Genomic DNA, 20,965 nt, shown 5'->3' with positions numbered 1-20,965 from the left:
GGTAGCGGGCGGCGGCACACAATGCGGAGCGACAAACGTCCTATGCAAGACAGCGAGCGTCAAACGCCGGAAGCAAACATACCAACGTACGGTATGTTTGCCGGGCATCAAAATACCCTATCTTCCAATGGGTTGCCTTTCTCCAGCCGTTTGGCGAGCCACGGCGGCAGCGTGCTGGCCAGCAGGGTTTGCAGCGCGTCGCGCTGGGATTGAATCAGGATACCGGGCACAACCTTTACCGGGTGGATGTTATGGCGGATGATGCGTGCCGCCGCCGGGCCGCCAATCGCCTCGCAAAACAACAGGTGACAGTCGTTCAGCAGCGCTGAACGTACCTCATTACCTTCCTGCTCGCCCCCGGCGGGCTGATAGCGGCGAAGGTCATGCAGCCAGGAACCGTCCTGATCGAACGCATAGATGAAAAACAGCCGACACTGACCGAAGTGGCCGTTAATGGTCAGCCCGTCCTGCGATGCGAACGCCGCCAGCAGTTGCGGCTTGCGGCGGGCTGGCGCCGCAACCGCCAGGTGCGCCGGCAGCACGCCGCGCAGGCAATCCATCACCGTGCGCCAGCGTGCCGGAGTCATGGCGTCGGCATCGACCGGGAAGCGTGCCGCCAGTTCCGCCTGCGTCAGCGACGCCAGCCGGTCGGCATCCAGCGCCGTCTCATCGCCATCGCCAAGCCAGCCTAACAGCCGGGGCGGCGGCAGTTCCGGCAGGCACTGGATCAGCGCGAACAGACGCCAGAACAACACATCATCATCAGACATGCTCCTTTCTCCTTATCCAAGCTCGGCACGGCTGGCGCGCAAGCTAACCGGGAACACGGGTTTCGTGTCCTGAGGATTAACGTAATAGGCTTTACCGCCTTCCAGCTCGACGCGTCCGCCCCAATAATCGTGCCGATCAAACTCCATGCCCGTTACTTTGGCTTCCAGGTCCAGCTTGGCGATGTAGCAATACAGTTGCGCGTTGCGCTCACGAAAAATCACCACTGGCATCGGTTTCTCCTTCAAGGAACAGGACCGCCCGGACAACGCCGGGCGCCTGATTGTGGCAAAAGGCCGCACTACCTCCCCGCCGCGGGGAAGCGCCGCCACATCAACGGATCAGATCGAAGTTGTAGTCGGTCTGGCCGAGCTTCATGGTGTCGTGATCCAGTTTCTCCAGCACCGCATTCACCAGCGTGGTAAGGATCGACATCGCGCCTTCGTAACCCCAGGTGGTCTGGCGGTGCAGGTGGTGACGATCGAACAACGGGAAGCCGAGCCGGATCAGCGGCACTTCAAACTGCTCGCCCTTCGCCAACGTGTCGCGTTGGATGAACTTGCCGTAGGAGTTGCCGATCATGAAATCCGGTTTGTTGGTGAACATCAGCGAGCGGAAGTGCCACAGATCGCAGTTGATGTACACCTCGCTGTCCTGGCCGTAGGGCGACACTTCCAGTAATTTCTTCATCGCCTTTTGCCAGCGCTTGCTGCCGTTGTGACACAGGATCACCGTCGGTTCACAGCCCAGTTCCAGCAGAAACTGGGTTAGCCCCATAACAAAATCCGGATCGCCGTACAGGCCGAAGCGTTTGCCGTGCAACCAGGTGTGGGAGTCGAGCATCATATCCACCAGCCGGCCGCGCTCCAGTGTTAGCGCCTCGCCAATTGGTTTGCCGGTCAGTTCGCTGACCGTCATCAGCAATTTGTCGGTGGCCGCCAGACCGATCGGCACCGGCACGTCGGTGGCGGGCTGGCTCCATTCCTCCTGCACCATCTTCCTGGTTTTCACCAGATGCCACGGCTGCAACAACAGCGTATCAATGGCGTTCGGCGCTTCGCGCATCTCCTGCTGGCTGGTGCCGCCGGCGTACATGCGGTAGTGGCCGTCGGCCGGGGTATCCAGCACCTCGGACGGATCCGACAGCAGGCTTGCCGGCACATCCATCTGCGCCATCATCCGTTTGATCACCCGGTAGTTGCCGAGGTAGGTTTCAAACCCGGTAACCAGATTCAGCCGCGGCTGGCTGCCGGGTTGGTAGTTTTTCCCTTCACCGGTGGTAAAGGTGCGGGCAAAGCCTTCGAACATGTTGTCCCAGCCGGTGATATGGCTGCCGATAAAACTCGGGGTGTGGGCGTAAGGGACAGGCATGTCTGCCGCGACAAACCCGTCTTTCTTGGCGTTGGCGATGAAAGCCTGCAAGTCATCGCCAATCACCTCCGCCATACAGGTGGTGGAGACGGCGATCACCTCCGGCTGATAGAGCGCGCTGGCGTTTTGCAAGCCGCTGTTCATATTGTTATTGCCGCCGAATACCGCGGCGTCTTCGGTCATCGAGTCGGAAACGCAGGCGATCGGCTCTTTAAAGTGACGATTAAAATAGGTACGGAAATAGGCGACACACCCTTGTGAACCGTGTACGTAAGGCAAGGTATTGGCAAACCCGAGCGCGCACAGCACCGCGCCCAGCGGCTGGCAGGCTTTCGCCGGGTCGATGGTAAGCGCTTCGCGCTGGAAATTCAGCTCCTGATACTCTTGGGTGGTGGTCCACTCGAACACGTCGCGTACGCGCTGTTCGTCGTGGGCTTCTTCCATACCGCGCTTGTTGCGAAACAGCGTCTGGTACTCTTCCTGCTCGAACAACGGGTAGCAGGAATGGGTTTTTTCGGCAGTTTGACTCATGGTGTTCTCCTCCCGCGCCACTAATCGGTGAACTGACGGGATATCAGGCTGGTTTTGTCAACAATCATCGCTAAATCACCCTCATCAGGCGGACTTCAGCCACGGGGCGGTTAACTCGTTCCAACTGGGGTTATTGAGCGTCATGTCCATGTCGCGGGCGAAGATGGCGAAGCCGTCATAGCCGTGGTACGGACCGGAGTAGTCCCAGGAGTGCATCTGGCGGAACGGCACCCCCATTTTCTGAAAGATGTACTTTTCCTTGATGCCGGAGCCGATCAGGTCCGGTTTCAGCGCCTTGACGAAAGCTTCCAGCTCGTAACTGCTGGCATCGTCAAACATCAGCGTGCCTTCCTTCAGCTCCGGCAACGTGCGGTCATAATCGTCGTTGTGACCAAATTCGTAGCCGGTACCGATGATCTCCATACCGAGGTCTTCATACGCGCCGATGATGTGGCGCGGCCGCAGCCCGCCGAGATACAGCATGACCTTGCGCCCCTCAAGCCGAGGGCGGTATTTGGCGATCACCGCGTCGGTCTGGGCCTGATAACGAGCGATCACCGCTTCGGCATTTTGCTGGATGGTGTCATCGAACTGCGCAGCGATTTTACGCAGCGACTCAGCTATCTTGGTCGGCCCAAAGAAGTTGTACTCCATCCACGGAATGCCGTGTTTTTCCTCCATGTGACGCGAGATGTAGTTCATCGACCGGTAGCAATGCACCAGATTCAGCTTCACATGCGGAGTGTTTTCCATCTCCACCAGCGTGCCGTCGCCGGACCACTGCGCCACCACCCGCAGCCCCATCTCTTCGAGCAGAATGCGCGAGGCCCAGGCGTCGCCGCCGATGTTGTAGTCGCCGATGATCGCCACGTCGTACGGCGTGGATTCGAACGGTTTACCGTCGCGGTTATCCAGCACCCAGTCGCGGATCACGTCGTTGGCGATGTGGTGCCCTAGCGACTGCGACACGCCGCGAAATCCTTCGCAGCGTACCGGCACCACCGGTTTGCCGATGGCTTTGCGGCTGGCGTTGGCGACGGCTTCGATATCGTCGCCGATCAACCCGACCGGGCACTCCGACTGAATGGAAATACCCTTGGTCAGCGGGAACAGTTGCTCCAGTTCCTCGATCAGTTTGGTGAGCTTTTTATCACCGCCGAACACGATGTCTTTTTCCTGAAAATCGGAGGTGAAATTCAGGGTGCCGAAACTGTTCACCCCGCTGACGCCGGTGTAATAGTTGCGGCGTCCGGCGCGGGAATACTGCCCGCAGCCGATCGGCCCGTGAGAAATGTGGGCCATGTCCTTAATCGGGCCGAACACCACACCTTTGGAGCCGGCATAGGCACAACCGCGAACGGTCATCACCCCCGGCAGGGATTTGCGGTTGGACACGATGCATTTGCCCACACTTTCCATCGCCGGGTCAGTCACCATCATGTGTTTTTTGCGATCTTTGCGCGCTTTTTCAGGGAAAACCTCCAAAACTTCCTGGATGATCGCCTGATTACGTTCACTGGTTGCGTTTGTCATTCCGTCTTTCCTTCATGCTTCGCCAGGCGCCCGTCTCACGGCCGCCGGCGCGGGGGTCATCAGGCGGCATTCTCTTCGGCGGCGGTCTTGCCGATGATGCTGGTGTCTTCTTCTTCCATGATACCGAACTCCATCAATAGCGATTCCAGTTCGTCCATCGTTACCGGCGTCGGTACCACCATTTTGGTGTTGTTGACGATCTTGCCCGCCAGCGTGCGGTACTCATCGGCCTGATGGCATTTAGGGTCGTATTCGATCACCGTCATACGGCGAATTTCGGCGCGCTGCACGATGTTGTCGCGCGGCACGAAGTGAATCATCTGGGTGCCAAGTTTTTCCGCCAGCGCGATGATCAACTCATCTTCCCGATCGGTCTGACGAGAATTGCAGATCAACCCGCCTAGGCGCACCTTGCCGGATTTGGCGTACTTCACGATGCCTTTGGAAATGTTGTTGGCGGCGTACATCGCCATCATCTCACCGGAGCAAACGATGTAGATTTCCTGCGCCTTGTTTTCACGGATAGGCATGGCGAAGCCGCCGCACACCACATCGCCCAGCACGTCGTAAAACACGAAGTCGATGTCCTCTTCATACGCGCCCTCTTCTTCGAGGAAGTTGATGGCGGTGATGACGCCGCGACCGGCGCAGCCGACGCCCGGCTCCGGACCGCCGGATTCAGCACAGCGCACGCCGCCGTAGCCGATTTGCAGCACGTCCTCCAGTTCCAGGTCTTCCACCGAGCCGACTTCCGCCGCCATTTCCATAATGGTGTTCTGGGCCTTGGCGTGCAGGATCAGACGGGTGGAATCCGCCTTCGGGTCGCAGCCGACGATCATCACTTTCTTCCCCATCTCCGCCAGCGCGGCGACCAGATTCTGGGTGGTGGTGGATTTACCGATACCGCCCTTGCCATAGATGGCGCATTGACGCATTGCCATGATTGCTTCTCCTGTTCGGGTTGAATGCTTGTTGCACACAACTCAAGGAGTGCAGGGAACGTACCAGCCGGGCCAACTCAGTCAACACATTGATTTATATTTATTTTTAAAAATCGTCGATTGCTGTTCCGGCACAGGGACGAGACAATCGACAGACCAATTGTTGGAAAAGGGACAATCGGGATACCGTCTGAATACCGTGTGCGACAAACCACGACGCCAGCCGGCGGTATGGAACCGGAATAGGGTATACTTTCTTAAACGCCGCGATGATCGATAGGATAAAAAAATAAGATGAATTAAAAGAAGATGAATTAAAAGAAGAATAAAAAAACAACCACGCTGGTTATCCAAACGTGGTTATTATTGAAGAATACATTCACACATATTTAGCTATACCTGTCATACTTCAAGTTGCAGATGTGTTGACTTTATTACTCGGCCCATCCCTGGGTCTCGCCCTACGGGCCGCAGCGAACTGCGTTCAAATCTGCTCCCGGCAGATTTGTCGCTCACCCCGGTCACTTACTTGTGTAAGCTCCCGGGGATTCGCTGCATCGCCGCCTTCCTGCAACTCAAATTATTTTGGGTATATAATTCTGACTTATTTTTTTCAGAATAAATAATCGTCATGAAATTTTCTGAATGGAAATAGAGCCATCTTGGGTGGTATTAGCCGCGGATATCGGCGAATAAACCAGTTGGCTCGATACACCGTAAAAACTCTTGGTATAAGAATTTCCCGGATTTACCAAAATATCAAAATCCGTGCTGGCAATACCGCTGCCGGAGGTGGCAATCACTTTGGTTTTTAATAAATCCTTGATTTCACTCGGCGTATTAACCGCAATGACATCAACATGACTGCCGGAGAAATACAACCCTACCTGCCCGGTATTGCCGGATTGAACGGTCAGTGCATACCAGGCCAGCGGCGGAGTGGCATAAGAGCGGGAATAACCGTTGAAATGCACGCTGCGCCCATCCAGCGGGATTTCCTGATTCTGGATTTTACCCAGCGGAAAATAGAGACTGACCGCATAGACATCAATGGACGCCCCCTGTTGTTCCGTTTTCGGTACGGAAACCGTGATCTCACTGGCATGGGTCACACCGGGATTGATGAGGTAAGCCAGCCCGAGAGAAAAACCCTGAGCCTGTACGGAATCAATCTGATAATTGGTCGGCGCCTGATTGTTATAGGCCACATTAAAACTGGTTGTATTCCCCGTATTGTTATACGCCACAATGGCAACCGGCTGATTAGGTAAATTGGTAAATGTCACCGCATCTCCCGTACCTAATGTGGTACGGCTGCCATCACTAATACTTGATTTCAACTGCACCGCATTCAGGGTTTCGACTGCAATAGCCATATTCAGTTCCTCTTGATAAATAATATTTCAGGATTAAAGCGATGAAATTACCGCCCGCCTAATAACTGTAGGCAGAGGTAATTCCATGCTCAAGAAAACAGAATATGATATTTTTGCCATTACTAATCCATTAATGCCAATTGGATTAATTAACTCACCCCATTTTTCATTCCTATTGATATACCCGTCATACTTCAAGTTGCAGGTTCGTTGGCTTTATTACTCGGCCCCTCCTTGAGCAGGGCCGCAGCACGTTGCGTTGTTCAACACGCGAGCGTATTGTCCTGCAACTCGAATTATTTGGGGTATATACAGGATATTTTAAAAAACATTTACGCATATTATTCAGAATAAAATAATTCCGAAGCGTAATTATTATTATCAGACCATAGGGTCGATCGCGACGATGCCTTCATATGCCCTCTCCCATCTGACGCACGGCAAGCAGTAGCCCGAGCATGGAACAGATACAACACTTTGTTGGCAGGCCGACAGGATGTCGCAGTTCGTGTCTTGTTCCGCCCAATCACACCAGCGCAATGCCGCCTCAGCCGCCACGGCGGCTATCGCAACCCGTTCAATCTTCGGGCTTTCCTGTATCCGGCGCTAACTGGCATACGCCGTGCTAGGTCAGTTCATGACGGCGCGCCGGTCGGCAACGCATGGCTGGCGGCCTTCACCACCACAGAGAGGAACCCGTACATGGCAAGAAAGATGAAAACAATGGATGGCAACGCGGCGGCAGCGTATATCTCGTACGCTTTTACCGAGGTGGCGGCCATCTATCCCATCACCCCTTCCACGCCGATGGCTGAAAACGTGGATGAATGGGCGGCGCAGGGAAAAAAGAACCTGTTCGGCCAGCCGGTCAGAATGGTGGAAATGCAGTCAGAAGCGGGAGCGGCAGCGGCGGTGCACGGTTCGCTACAGGCCGGCGCGCTCACCACCACCTATACCGCATCGCAGGGATTACTGTTGATGATCCCCAACCTCTACAAAATCGCCGGGGAGCTATTGCCGGCGGTGTTTCATGTCAGCGCCCGCGCGCTGGCCACCAGCTCGCTTAATATCTTCGGCGATCATCAGGACGTGATGGCGGTGCGGCAAACCGGGTGCGCCATGCTGGCGGAGAGCAGCGTGCAACAGGTGATGGACTTGTCCGCCGTGGCGCATCTGGTGGCAATTAAAGGCCGGGTGCCGTTCATCAACTTTTTCGACGGTTTTCGCACCTCCCACGAAATCCAGAAGATCGAACTGCTGGAATACGACGAACTGGCTACGCTGCTGGACCAGGAGGCGGTGGACCGTTTTCGCCGCCACGCCCTGCATCCGGACCATCCGGTGGCGCGCGGCACCGCGCAAAACCCAGATATCTACTTTCAGGAGCGGGAATCGGTTAACCGTTTCTATCAGGCGCTGCCGGAACTGGTGGAAGAGACAATGGCGCACATCAGCCGACTCACCGGCCGCGAATACCATCTGTTTAACTATTACGGCGCGCCGGATGCCGAGCGCCTGATTATCGCGATGGGCTCGGTATGCGAAACCATCGCGGAAACCGTCGATTACCTCAACCAGCGCGGGGAAAAGGTCGGGCTGCTGACCGTGCACCTGTACCGCCCGTTCTCGCTGACGCACTTTTTTGCCGCCATTCCGCCCACAGTACAGCGCATCGCCGTGCTGGACCGTACCAAGGAACCGGGCGCGCAGGCTGAACCGCTGTATCTGGATGTCAAAAACGCCTTCTATAACCATGACGCCCGGCCGTTGATCGTCGGCGGCCGTTATGCGCTGGGTGGCAAGGATATCGCCCCGACGCATATCGCCGCGGTGTTTGCCAACCTGCTGCATGCGATGCCGCAAGACGGCTTTACCGTCGGCATCGTGGACGATATTACCCACAGCTCGCTGCCGTTGCCAGTCGACGACATCGACACCGCGCCAGAAGGCACCACCGCCTGCAAGTTCTGGGGATTGGGCTCCGACGGCACGGTGGGCGCCAACAAAAGCGCCATCAAGATCATCGGCGACCAGACACCGATGTACGCGCAAGCTTATTTCTCCTACGACTCGAAAAAATCTGGCGGCATTACCGTCTCGCACCTGCGTTTCGGCACCCGGCCGATTACCTCGCCGTACCTGATTCGCAATGCCGATTTTATTGCCTGCTCGCAGCAATCCTACGTGGAGAAATACGACCTGCTGGCGGGGCTTAAACCCGGCGGCACTTTCCTGCTTAACTGCACCTGGAGCCAGGCAGCGCTGGAAAACACGTTGCCGGCGGCGATGAAACGCTATCTGGCGCAAAACCAGATCCGCTTCTACGTGGTTAACGCGGTGGATATCGCCCAACAGCTTGGGCTTGGCGGCCGTTTCAACATGATCATGCAAGCGGCGTTCTTCAAGCTGACCGGGATCATTCCCGTCGAAACCGCCGCCGACTATCTGAAAAGCGCCGTCGCCCTGTCCTACGGTAAGAAAGGCCAGAGCGTGGTGGCGATGAATCAGGCCGCCATCGATCAGGGCATGTTAGCGCCGGTTCAGGTCACAATCCCGGCGCACTGGGCCGACCTGCCGGAACCGGCAGCCGCCGCCGCCGCGCTGCCCGACTTTATCCGCCGCATTCTGACGCCGATGAACCGGCAGGAAGGCGATAGCTTACCGGTCAGCGCCTTTGCCGGCATGGAAGACGGCACCTTTCCGCTCGGCACCTCGGCGTTTGAGAAACGCGGCATCGCCATCAGCGTTCCCGCCTGGCAGCCGGAGGGCTGCACCCAGTGCAACCAGTGCGCGTTCATCTGCCCGCACGCCGCCATCCGTCCAGCGTTGTTGACCGATGAGGAGCGCGCGCAGGCACCTGATGCTCTGCTCAGCAAACCGGCCACCGGCGCCAAAACGCTGCACTACCATCTGGCGGTGTCGCCGCTGGATTGCTCCGGCTGCGGTAACTGCGTGGACATCTGCCCGTCGCGCGGTAAATCGCTGACCATGCAGCCGCTGACGTCGCAGCACCCCAAAATCGCGCTGTGGGAACAGGTGCTCGGCCTACCTCCCAAGCCCAACCCGTTCAATAAAACCACCGTCAAGGGCAGCCAGTTCGAAACGCCGCTGCTAGAATTCTCGGGCGCCTGCGCCGGGTGCGGCGAAACCCCATACGCCCGGCTGGTAACCCAGTTGTTTGGCGACCGCATGTTGATCGCCAACGCCACCGGCTGTTCCTCCATCTGGGGAGCCAGCGCGCCGTCCATCCCCTATACCGCCAACCGCCGCGGACACGGCCCCGCCTGGGCCAATTCGCTGTTTGAGGACAATGCCGAATTCGGGCTGGGGATGTTGCTTGGCGGCAACGCCATCCGCGAACAGCTAGCCGGCGACGCCGCTACAGCGTTAATGCAGCCGCTCAGCCCGGCACTGACCGACGCACTCAATCTGTGGCTGGAACTGAAAGACCGCGGCGACGGCACCCGCGAGCGGGCCGACCAGGTCATCACCCTGCTTGAACGTGAAAAAGGCAACGACCCGTTGCTCAATCGCCTCTATCAGAACCGGGATTACCTCGCCAAACGGTCGCAATGGATTTTCGGCGGCGACGGCTGGGCTTACGACATCGGCTTCGGCGGGCTGGACCACGTGTTGGCTTCTGGTGAGGACATTAACGTGCTGGTGTTCGACACCGAAGTGTATTCCAACACCGGAGGTCAGTCGTCCAAATCCACCCCGGCGGCGGCAATGGCGAAATTCGCCGCTGAAGGCAAGCGCACGCGCAAGAAAGACCTCGGCCTGATGGCGATGAGCTACGGCTACGTGTATGTGGCGCAGGTGGCGATGGGCGCGGACAAAGCGCAAACGCTGCGCGCCATCGCCGAAGCGGAAGCCCACCCCGGCCCATCGCTGATCATCGCCTATGCCGCCTGCATCAACCACGGCCTGAAAGCCGGCATGGGGTGCAGCCAGCGGGAAACCCAAAAGGCGGTGGAATCGGGATACTGGAATCTGTACCGCTTCAACCCGCAACTACAGGCGGCAGGTAAAAACCCGTTCACGCTGGACTCCGACGAACCGGAAGCCGACTTCCAGGATTTCCTGATGGGCGAAGTCCGCTACAGCGCGCTGCAACGCCAGTACCCGGAGCTGGCAAGTCAGCTGTTCGCCAAAACCGAGCAGGACGCCAGAGCGCGCTTCGAGCACTATAAACGTCTGGCGGAAGGGTAACTACGCCACAGCCACCGGGAACGAGCAGTAACCAGGAGCCGGTTAAACAGGGATGGTTTTCCCGGTGACGGATGGTAGTGCGCCTCCGGCGGTAATAGTGCGCCTCCGACGGTGATAGTGCGCCTCCGGCAACGTAGAAACGATTGCTTTCATCCGCCAGCAAAACACCACCTTTCGGCGGCGATTTTCCGCATCATGCCGCCATGCCTCTGCACAACCGAATGTTGGGCCGGTAGCAATACGGCGGACAGAATGGAAAATCGACATGCGGTTTACGCCAAAGCAGACAAGAGTCGGAAACTCTCCGCACAGGGGGACGATCGTCCAATTGCGGAACACTGTCTGACCTGCATCAACAACCCTTTGTTATAAAAGCATTAACCTGTTCACCCTATCGGGCAGGTACGCCGCGTCTGATGAAAATACAGTCACTGCCTTACCGATATTGGTTTCATATCTGCAAGACAGCAGGCACGATAACGGCGAGCAGAGAAAACCAACACTTCAAAGGAGATGGGGATGTTAGAAAAAATCAAAATAAGAAATGGGCTTTACTGCGTACTCGCTGTATTCGCACTATTGCTACTGTCTATTTGTACTTTTAGCTTGTATTCCTCCATACAAAGCAACAAGTCTATCCGCAACGTCAACGGTATTGAGGGCGAGCAGCTCGTTCCCCTTTATTCCGCCTATTCAGAAATGCTCAATGCCAGATTGGCGGGTTTCAACATCGCGCTGGCGATTGAAGACAAAAAAGATGACGCAACGATTCGGACCGGTCTGGAACGACTGAACAGTTATATCGCCTCCGCCAACAGCATCATGGCGGAACTGCGTCGTATCCCGGCACAAACGCCGCAAGGCCAGGCGCTTCGCAATGATCTTGATAACACCTTCAATGATTATATGAACAACGCCGTCGCCCCCATGCTCACGGTACTGCGAGAACGAAATATCGATAGCTTCTACAGTACACTGGCACCCAGCGCACTGGAAAAAGGTGCCGTGTTCCGTCAGAAGCTGTCGCAGTTTGTGACGTTAGCCCAAAAGGTGGGTAACGAAGAAATTGCGCAGGCAGACAACTTCTATCAACGCACATTAACTATCCTTATTGCTACGCTGATAGTCGCGCTGCTCTTAAGTCTGATCACCCTGAAGTTCATCCGTAACGTGGTGTTGCACCCGATGCAGAAGGTCAGAACCTATTTCGGCATGATGGAGCGCGGTGTACTGACACTGGATATTCCGCCACAGCACAATACCGAGATGGGTAGCCTGATGCTGTCACTGAAAGACATGCAGCAGGCATTTCGCAAAATCGTGTTGGATGTCAGAGAGTCGGCCAGCTCTGTCGCCGCAGGTGCAGAACAGATTTCCGCCGCCAACCGGGATTTCGCCGCCCGAACTGAAGCGCAGGCATCCTCCGTTGAGCAAACGGCTGCCAGCATGGAACAAATCACCGCGTCCGTGCAGGAAAATACCGCCAACACCAGTAAAGCCATGGCGCTGACCAATTCTGTCGCGGCACTGGCGGAAAAGAACGCCAGCAACTTTAGCCAGATGATCGAACGGATTCAGTATATTTCCGATAGCTCGAACAAAATCAACGATATCATCAGCATCATGGATGGCATCGCCTTCCAGACTAACATTCTGGCGCTAAACGCGGCGGTGGAAGCCGTCCGTGCTGGTGAAGCAGGTAAAGGCTTCGCGGTGGTCGCCTCAGAAGTGCGCAGTCTGGCACAGCGAAGCGCCGGTTCTGCACGAGAAATCAAAGAGTTGATCGAAAAAACCGCGGATGAGATCGCTCAGGGAGAAAAAGTGGCGTCACTCTCCACACAGGATATGGCGCGACTGATGGATGAAATTAAACGTGTAAACGAATTTATGTCGGATATCTCTATCGCTTCGTCAGAGCAGGCCAAAGGTATCGAACAGGTTAACGCCGCTATCACGCAGCTTGAGCAAGCCTCCCAGCAAAACGCGGCGCTGGTTGAAGAATCCGCCTCCGCCAGCTCTTCGCTACACGAACAGGCCAGACATCTGGACGACACCATGACCTTTTTCAACCTGGACGATAACAGCCCGATGGCGCTCGCCGCGCCACGTTAAGGCGTTCTGCCCCCCTTCAACGCAACGCCTTTCCCAGCCCGCCGCCGACGGCGGGCGGATTCTCTGCCACACGATGCAACCGGAAACGGATGCTCACCGCAATCAGCGCGCTTGTTACACCCGACCAGCGATCTTTTACATCCCGCAGCAATACTATGAGGGTACCCCGCAACCCTATGCGACACCGTCCCGCGTTATTGATGCAAACGGGCTGACCTGTCTTAGGAGATATTATGATGCTACCCAACCCCGTTCTCGCTGTCTTTTTGCCAACTCGTGCGTGGTTATTCTGCCTGTGTTTGTCCGGTGTGGTGCTGCTGGCAGGGTGTTCCCACACCACCGCGGAACCCGATACCTCATCATCACCTTATCGCTCAGTGCCTTACGGTAAGTGCGATAACGTCGGGACTTATAATCTGTATTTCAACCGATTCGACGAAACCGCGCAGCAACTTGCCCACGCCACCGGTTGCGTTGTGATTACCGACACCAGCAAAACCGGCGCAATACGGCCTCATCCGGTAGTCGGCACCCTGACTATCCGTCAGGCGGTGCAGATGGCGATTACAGGGACAACACTTCGGATAACACATCAGGACGGGGATAGCATCACGGTAGAGTGATCTTAAGCCGAAGAGCACGGTCAGGCTCTGGGCATAGCAACCGTCGGCATTTAGCAGGCTGATATGTTTGGTGTCTGGTGCCTGCATCACAGGCACCAGAGTTATCATCAGATCATCCGCATGATGCTTGCATAGGATGGATTAGAATGACTGTAATGCGCCTATCTTACCCTGCTGCCAGTTGGTCTCAGACTGGCGTAACGCCTGACTGATATCCGCCAGCCGGTCGGACGGCAACGTTTTCGGCAACAAATCCAACCCAACGGTTGAGAGGATTTGGCCATAGCTGTTACGCAATTCTGCATAAGCCAGATCCTGACGCAAGTTGGCGTTCAGGGCATTGAGTTCCCCCTGGATCAGTTGCAGTTCACCGATACTGTTCGCCTTGTAACGGTTTCTGAGTTGCTCGGCAATCTGACCATCGAGATCGCGCAGTTCAACACTGGTTTTATACTGACGCACCGCTTCATTGAAGTTAGCCCGGGCGATGTACAATTGCGCCATGATAGCCAGCGACATGGCCTGACGCTGCACCTCCGACACGCTTTCATTCGCCTGTGCCGTTTTATACGCCGCAGGCCCTGACAGCAGATTAAACAGGTTCCAGGTCACCTTCACGCCCACATCCGCCCAACTCTGGTTCACCATAAAAGAGTTGCTGTCGTAGTGACCACCGGCGCTCACCTCCAACCCCGGCAGCATGCGCAGCAACGACTTGCGGGTTTCAGCGGCGTGAATGCGCACCTGATAATCCTGCTCTTTCAGTTCCGGGCGGCTCAGCAGCGCCGTCTGCTCCAGGGTAGTAAAATCGACATTCAGTTGCGGCACCGGCATCTCGCGATTATCCGGCAGTGCCAGCGTATACGGGGTATCCAGCGGCAGGTTCATCAATGTCGCCAGTTCGGTCTTCGCCAATGACAACGCCCGGCGTTGCTCTTCCAGTTGGCGCACAGCATCAATCAACGCACGGCGATAACTGAGCGCTTCAACCGGATCGCCCACTTGCTGCGTACTCATGTGTTCGCTGGCTTCACGCGCCTGATTCACTCTATCGATCAGGCTGTCGATGCGGCCAAGCAGCCGCTCAGCGGCTACCGCACGCCAGTACGCGGAACGCACATCCTGAATGATAGTGTGGACGACCTTGCGTTTGCGTTCATCGGCAATCCAGCGTTGGTCGGCTCTCTGCTTGGCGTTGACATAACTGACGCCGAAATCAAGCACGTTCCAGACCATCGTCAGGTCGGCTACATCACGGTTTTGGTCAAGCGAGGTGGAAGGCTCCAGTGATTGCCGCCCGGTTTGAATACTACGGCTACTGGATGCACTGGTGTTGCTGCGCCCGACATACCCTGCCGACATCGCCATCTGCGGCAACATGTCATAGCGGGCCAGCTCCAGTTGCTGTTGCGATAACGCCTGCTCCATCACTTTTAGCCGGGCTTCCAGGTTATATTTAAGCGCTCTGGCCATCGCATCGTACAGCGTAATCGGTGCCGTTACCGGCTCCTGTTTGCTGAACATCGCGACCTTGTCCTGCCGAATACGCTGCTCGCTTTGCTCCTTCGAAATAGGCTGGCTGGTGACGGCACAGCCGCTCATTGCCACCACGATGAGGCTAAGACTGAAAAGTTTCCGACCCTTTACCACGATTCCACTCCTGACCCTTGTTGTTATTGTCATAAAACCTTACCCCGAGGCCACCGTTACCCTTGTTGTTGTTCGTAGGTGATCTGGCCGATATCAAGCAATGCCTGCTCAATCGCCGCCAGCCGCTGCTGCGTATCATCCCCAATGTGCTGTAACTGCCGTTCCAGACCGGGGGCAAACTGCAGCGCCACACCGCCCCCCGGCGTTGTCACCCGACCGGTATTGGTGCTACTGGTATTGATGTCACGCCAGCTACCACCAGAGAACACCGCCATCGGCGACAGAGAAGGCAGACTGATGCCAGAGAATACGCCTGCCAGCGAAGAACTCCCCCCCAGCGCGCCGCCGGTATTGAAGCTGGGGAATGACCCCAGCGAACTTTCAAACAGACTGGCACTGCCAGAAACGGTGCCCTGAACAAACGCACTGGCTATCTGGCTGGTCGGTACGTTACTGACTTGTGGCGCGCGTTGGGCAGCCTGAAAGATGGTTGACGCAGCGGTAGCATTATCCGCCGTGTTGGTCGCATTCAGCGCACCGAGCGATGTTGGGGTGAACAACGCCCCCAGTGTGATCGGTGCCGCTGGTGCCACCGTCACCGCTGGTACCGGCGTCACGACAAGTTGCGCGGTCGTACCGCCATTGACCCTGAATTCCGGATCGCCGTTATCCACACTGCTACCGCTGACGACCAGCCCGAAAGTGGTGCTGACCGACGCGTTGCTGCCATCGGTTGCCGTCACCCGAATGGTCAGATTACCCACATCGCCATCGCCCGGTGTACCGGAGAAGGTACGGGTGGCCGGGTTAAAGCTCAACCAGCCCGGCAGTGCCGAGCCATCTGCCTGCGTCGCACTCAGCGTCAGCGTGTCGCCGGTATCCGGGTCGGTAAAGGTCCCGGCCGGAACAGTGAAGTTGAAACCACTGTTTTGTGCCGCCGTCTGGCTCCCCAACGCACCAGAGACGACCGGCGCATCATTCACGTTAGTGACGACCAGCCCGAAGGTGGTGCTGACCGACGCATTGCTGCCATCGGTTGCCGTCACCCGAATGGTCAGATTGCCCACGTCGCCATTACCTGGCGTACCGGAGAAGGTACGGGTAGCCGGGTTAAAGCTCAACCAGCCCGGCAGCGCCGAGCCATCTGCCCGTGTTGCGCTCAGCGTCAGCGTGTCGCCGGTATCCGGGTCGGTAAAGGTCCCGGCCGGAACAGTGAAGTTGAAGCTGCCATTTTGTGCGATGGACTGATCGCTCACCGGGGTGGACACCACCGGCGGGAGATTACTGTTATTGACCGTCAACCCAAAGGTGGTGCTGACCGAGGCATTACTGCTGTCCGTCGCGGTTATCCGAATCGTCAGGTTGCCGACATCACTGTGGCCTGGGGTGCCGGAGAAGGTCCGGGTGGATGGGTTAAAGCTCAGCCAGGTCGGCAGTGCCGAGCCATCTGACTGTGTCGCAGTCAGCGTCAACGTATCACCGCTATCCACATCGACAAAGGTACCGCCAGGCACGGTGAAGCTGAACGCCGTATCTTTGGTGGCACTTTGGGTACTGACCGTGCTTCCCACGGTCGGGGCATCATTCACGCTGGTTACCAGCAGCGATGCCTGCGCACTATTGGTGGAGAACGCACTGCTGCCGCCAGTGGTCGAGGTGTCCGCCAGGCCTTTGCTGCTACCTGCCGTCGCCGTACCACTGGTGTGATCCCACGCCCTGAAGCTCAGGGTGGCGGTTTCACCATTGGCACTGTCCGGCACATAACGCAGTTGTGCTGTCGACCCGAGCAACAGTGCTGATGAACCGGATACCGTGCCGATATTGAACCAGTTAGCCCCGCTATCGGTGGAATACTGCCAGCCACCATTCCCTGCCGTCGCCGTAATCGCAATGCCGCTGGACGCCCCACTGTCGACATCCCCATAGCCCGCACCGCTGAGCAACGACGACACCGTGGTGGCAGAGGATGTGACGTCTTCCGTTGTGGAAGTCAGGGTGACCGTCGCACCGCTGGATAACGTTGGCGCATCGTTAACCGGCGTTACGTTAAGGGTCATCGTTCCCATATTAGCGGACAACGCCGTGCCATCGCTGACCTTCCAGGTAAAGGAGGCATAACCCGCCCCGTTGGCATTCGCGGTCGGGCGGAAGGTCAGTTTGCCGATATCAGCCGCGCTGACCACCGACCCATTGCCCAATAAGGTATCGCCGCCGCCACGTACACCGTCGTTATTCGCATCAATGAACAACTCACCGGCACCCGGTGCGGTGACAATGGTAATGGATTGCAGGGTGTCGCCACTGTCCACGTCGCTGAAACCAAAATCCGCGGCGCTAAAGGTCTGGGCACTATCCTCATTGAAGGTTTTACTGACTGACGTATTGCTGATGACCGGCGCATCGTTAACCGGCGTGACGTTAAGTGTCATCGTCCCGGTATTGCTGGACAACGCTGTGCCATCGCTAACCTTCCAGGTAAAGGAGGCATAACCCGCACCGTTAGCATTCGCTGTCGGACGGAAGGTCAGTTTGCCAATGTTGGCCGCACTGACCACCGCACCATTGCCAAGCAACGTATCACCGCTATCGCGAACACCGTCACTGTTGGCGTCAATAAACAGCTCACCGGCGGTCGGTGCCGTGACGATGGTAATGGATTGCAGGGTGTCGCCGCTGTCCACATCGCTAAAACCAAAATCGGCGGCGCTAAAGGTCTGGGCGCTATCCTCATTGAAAGTTTTGCTGACCGACGTATTGCTGATGACCGGAGCGTCGTTGACCGGCGTGATACTCAGCACCGCCTGATTAGTACCCGTGCTATTGAGCGAACCGTCATTAAAGGTCCAGTTAAGCGTCACACTCGCTGGTGGATCGTCAGAACTGTTGGTATAGGTCAGTGATTGCAGCACTGCATTCACTATCGCCGACGTTGCATTGCTATTGAACGTCAGCGTCAGCGTGCCGGAGGAGTTCGCCGTGACACTGCCCACCGCCGTACCGTTATAGGTGAAGTTTTGCCCTTGAGTCAGCGCACCTAACAGCCCGCTATTGCCGAAGATATCGTTACTGCTGGCCCCACCATTGCGGGCGATCGTGAGCGATGCGCCGTTATAGTTGCCCAGTCCACTGTTAAGCGCATTCAGTTCGGTATCAGCGACCGTGACATCGTTGTCTATCACTACCGCGCTGCCATTTTCGGTATAGGTGGCTCCGCCGTTCAGGTTGCTGAAGACAGGGGCGGTGTTGGTGGTTGACGTTATCGACGAACTATTGACTGCCGTCAGGCTACCTGACGTGGCGCGCAGCGCCAGCGTATTGGTACTGCCGCTGTTGGTGTACTGGATGATAAGACCGGTGTAGGTGGCAATACCGCCGGACGGCGTTAGCGTCACCGTAGTGCTGCTGGCGTCCTGATCACCGGAGGTGACCGACAAGCTGTTGACGGTGCCATCGACGACGCTGTCGTTAGGGTCAGTCACCGAGAGCACGATATTGGTGGTGTAATCCTGATCCACCATGCCATTCGCATCGACCGCCTGTACTACCGGTACAGTGGTAAAACTGGCGCTTTGTCCGTTCTGAATCGTCGTGGGGACGGGCTGGGTGGAAAAAACCAGTCGCGTCGCCACCACATCTGGATTGATCGATGCAGATGTAGCGCTGACCAGGCTACCAGACGCCGCCGTCATCACGAAGTTAGCATCACCATCACTGGCCGAGGTGTACTTCACGCCGCTAAAGGTGGCAATACCGTTTGAAGCGGTCACCTGGGTAGTGCCCGTCAGTGAGCCGCTGCCATTTTCGCTTAATGTCACCGAACCGTTGAAATCGGTATCGATATTGCCGCGATCGTCAACGGCAATCACCACCGGCTGGGTGGTGAAGTTAATGCCACTGACCACTGAGGTGGACGGCGATTGGCTATAAATCAGTTTGGTTGCGGCCACATCAATGCTGGCACCGCTGCCGTTGGTCACGTTAGCCTGACTACCGGCGAACGTTGAACCACCGGAGACCGTGGTGAAATTGCTGGCATTCACCGACAACACCACCGTGTGGTGATCGGTGATGTCGTTACTGCTGGTATTGTCGTTGTAATACGCTTTGATGGTGTAAGTTTCATTGCTGCTATTCGCAACCGACAGGCTTAAGCTGGAAAACGTGATTCTGCCCGTGCTGCTGTCATACGTGCCGACGACGTTGGTGGCATCCGGGCCACTGAGCAGGAAAGTCATCTTGCTCAATTCTGATGATGTCGCCGTACCACTGACGTTAGCGTAGAACTGGCTGACATTGGTGGCCGAACCATCAGACGTACCGAGGTCGGTAATGGTAAAGTCCAGCAGCGAGGTGGCACTGGCCGCTGACGTCGCGGTAGTGGAAAATGTCGTTGCCTCGCCAGACGGCCCAGCGGTTACGGTCGATGTCGCATCTACCGAAGACGCGGCCCGAATATTGTTTAACACCAGGTTATCCAGGTAGTACTCGTTGGTACCCGAGGTAGTAATGGTAATTGAGGACACGCCGACAAAATTGCTGTTAAAGCCGCTGACCGTGGTATAAGACACCGCCCCGGGAAATGTCAGCACCCCGCTCTTATTGTCCCCACTGGTCGATTTACTGGATGAAACCGTGTAGTTCATGTTCCCGACGCCATCGGCATTCAACATATCCAGTGAAGACAAGTCAAAAATATAGCCGGGAATGCTGATGGTGAAAGTCAGCGAATTTGACGAGCTGGAACCATCCGTTTGCACGTCGTATATCATGGTATTGCCATCGCTGTTTAACCCAGCCAGCACGTTACCGACAAAATCGAAATGCAGGGTGTGCGACCCTTCCTGCCAGGTCTGGTTATTACCGCTACCGCCGCTGGAGCCAGCTTCAAAAGTAAAGGTATCCAGCACGCGGGTATATTCGCTCTGCGTAGCCGCCGTTATCGCGATGTCGGTCGTGATCTGACCGACTTGTGATTCCAGTACCCAGTCGCCTTTTAACGCGGTCGACCCGGTCAGGTCAGTGGACGCAGCCACATCAGCCCCGGTGAGCGCTGCCAGGTCGCTAATAAAAGTCTGCCCTTGTGTTCCTTGCGCCACATTACAGCCATAAAGCAGAATATCGCCGGAGTCGCTCAACGCCTGGCCGATGGTCGTCAGGTCGGCGCGTCTGCTGGCAAGCATACTGTCGGTCAACGTGACGCTCCCCAGCGTCAGGCTGCCTTCGCCACCATTGCTGATGATATGGATGGCTTCATAACCGGTATGCGTTTGCGCCCATTGCGCTATCTGGCTTAATCCATCCTTGCCGGCATCCAGCAGCACCACCTCAACCCCGTCTTTCACACCGCTGGCCAACTGCTGGTAATCCGCCACCGAGGTGTCAATAAACACCACTTCTTTATGCGTGGCACTGCCGGCAGCAGCCGCAACGTGGCTGTCTGCTACGGTCGTCGAATCCTGGGTATCCGTATTGTGGCTGGTGGTATCAGCATTGCTCGTCGCATCGGTACTGTGGCTGGTCGTATCGGTGGTACTTTGGCCAGACTGGCCGCTGTCCGTATGCGAAGCGGTATCCGACGAGGCTGTCTGTGTCGCCGTATTTTGAGTGACGGCGGTCTCAACCGTGGCGGCGACCGCACCATCAAACAACATACGCGCTTCCAACATGACGCCCAAAGGTGCCTGTTCATGACATGCAGCACCTTGCAGAACCTGACGACTTTTTTTGCCCAGCCAATGACGCCACAACATAAGGATACCTTTCAGGAGTAGATTTATTTACAACACAGACCAGCCTGCACGTCGTCCAGACTGGCCTGTTTTTTCAGACTATTGTCTTGTAAACGCTA

12 protein-coding genes are annotated in these 20,965 nt (G+C 56.6%); 3 read left to right on the top strand and 9 right to left on the bottom strand.

All coding sequences use genetic code 11. The features are described from left to right. Positions 1 to 107: 107 nt before the first annotated feature. The 6 genes from FGI04_RS00125 to FGI04_RS00100 form a co-directional block, all read right to left on the bottom strand. Positions 108 to 770 (bottom strand): NifB/NifX family molybdenum-iron cluster-binding protein, encoded by a 663-nt coding sequence (locus tag FGI04_RS00125; protein WP_407321877.1) that lies wholly within the window; start codon positions 768 to 770, stop codon positions 108 to 110. A gap of 12 nt (positions 771 to 782) precedes the next feature. Next, on the bottom strand, positions 783 to 1,001 hold the full coding sequence (gene nifT / locus FGI04_RS00120; protein ID WP_342698503.1) for a putative nitrogen fixation protein NifT: 219 nt from the start codon (positions 999 to 1,001) through the stop codon (positions 783 to 785). Between the two features lie 100 nt (positions 1,002 to 1,101). Further along, a complete protein-coding gene (nifK, locus tag FGI04_RS00115) occupies positions 1,102 to 2,670 on the bottom strand; it encodes a nitrogenase molybdenum-iron protein subunit beta (RefSeq protein WP_407337221.1) in 1,569 nt (522 codons plus the stop codon). 84 nt (positions 2,671 to 2,754) lie between these two features. Further along, positions 2,755 to 4,203, bottom strand: coding sequence for a nitrogenase molybdenum-iron protein alpha chain (gene nifD / locus FGI04_RS00110; RefSeq protein WP_407274899.1), 1,449 nt, complete (start codon positions 4,201 to 4,203; stop codon positions 2,755 to 2,757). A 59-nt stretch (positions 4,204 to 4,262) separates the two neighbouring features. Beyond that, entirely contained in the window at positions 4,263 to 5,144 is an 882-nt protein-coding gene (nifH, locus tag FGI04_RS00105; protein ID WP_171851490.1) for a nitrogenase iron protein, read from the bottom strand. A 629-nt stretch (positions 5,145 to 5,773) separates the two neighbouring features. Next, positions 5,774 to 6,520, bottom strand: coding sequence for a hypothetical protein (locus FGI04_RS00100; RefSeq protein WP_342698500.1), 747 nt, complete (start codon positions 6,518 to 6,520; stop codon positions 5,774 to 5,776). Between the two features lie 702 nt (positions 6,521 to 7,222). On the opposite strand from FGI04_RS00100, the gene nifJ reads away from it, so the two are divergent. Next, positions 7,223 to 10,732, top strand: a complete 3,510-nt coding sequence (gene nifJ, locus FGI04_RS00095; protein ID WP_342698499.1) for a pyruvate:ferredoxin (flavodoxin) oxidoreductase — start codon at positions 7,223 to 7,225, stop codon at positions 10,730 to 10,732. 42 nt (positions 10,733 to 10,774) lie between these two features. Here the strand turns inward: nifJ and FGI04_RS00090 are convergent, their stop codons facing one another. Beyond that, the gene (locus FGI04_RS00090; RefSeq protein ID WP_407337220.1) at positions 10,775 to 10,999 is read right to left on the bottom strand and encodes a hypothetical protein; all 225 of its coding nucleotides are present in this window, start codon (positions 10,997 to 10,999) and stop codon (positions 10,775 to 10,777) included. Positions 11,000 to 11,251: 252 nt separating this feature from the next. Between FGI04_RS00090 and FGI04_RS00085 the strand changes: the two genes are divergently transcribed. Both FGI04_RS00085 and FGI04_RS00080 read left to right on the top strand, forming a co-directional pair. Next, a complete protein-coding gene (locus tag FGI04_RS00085; protein WP_407337219.1) occupies positions 11,252 to 12,844 on the top strand; it encodes a methyl-accepting chemotaxis protein in 1,593 nt (530 codons plus the stop codon). Positions 12,845 to 13,080: 236 nt separating this feature from the next. Continuing rightward, positions 13,081 to 13,467: a hypothetical protein gene (locus FGI04_RS00080; protein WP_407274697.1), complete on the top strand. Its 387-nt coding sequence runs from the start codon at positions 13,081 to 13,083 to the stop codon at positions 13,465 to 13,467. Positions 13,468 to 13,608: 141 nt separating this feature from the next. Here FGI04_RS00080 and FGI04_RS00075 read toward each other — a convergent pair whose 3' ends face one another. Continuing rightward, positions 13,609 to 15,117: a TolC family protein gene (locus FGI04_RS00075; RefSeq protein WP_342698496.1), complete on the bottom strand. Its 1,509-nt coding sequence runs from the start codon at positions 15,115 to 15,117 to the stop codon at positions 13,609 to 13,611. 56 nt (positions 15,118 to 15,173) lie between these two features. After that, positions 15,174 to 20,867 (bottom strand): DUF4347 domain-containing protein, encoded by a 5,694-nt coding sequence (locus FGI04_RS00070; RefSeq protein WP_434964876.1) that lies wholly within the window; start codon positions 20,865 to 20,867, stop codon positions 15,174 to 15,176. Positions 20,868 to 20,965: the final 98 nt, after the last annotated feature.

The organism is Dickeya ananatis, assembly GCF_019464615.1.
Classification (GTDB): domain Bacteria; phylum Pseudomonadota; class Gammaproteobacteria; order Enterobacterales; family Enterobacteriaceae; genus Dickeya; species Dickeya oryzae.
This window is presented reverse-complemented; position numbering and strand designations above follow the sequence as displayed.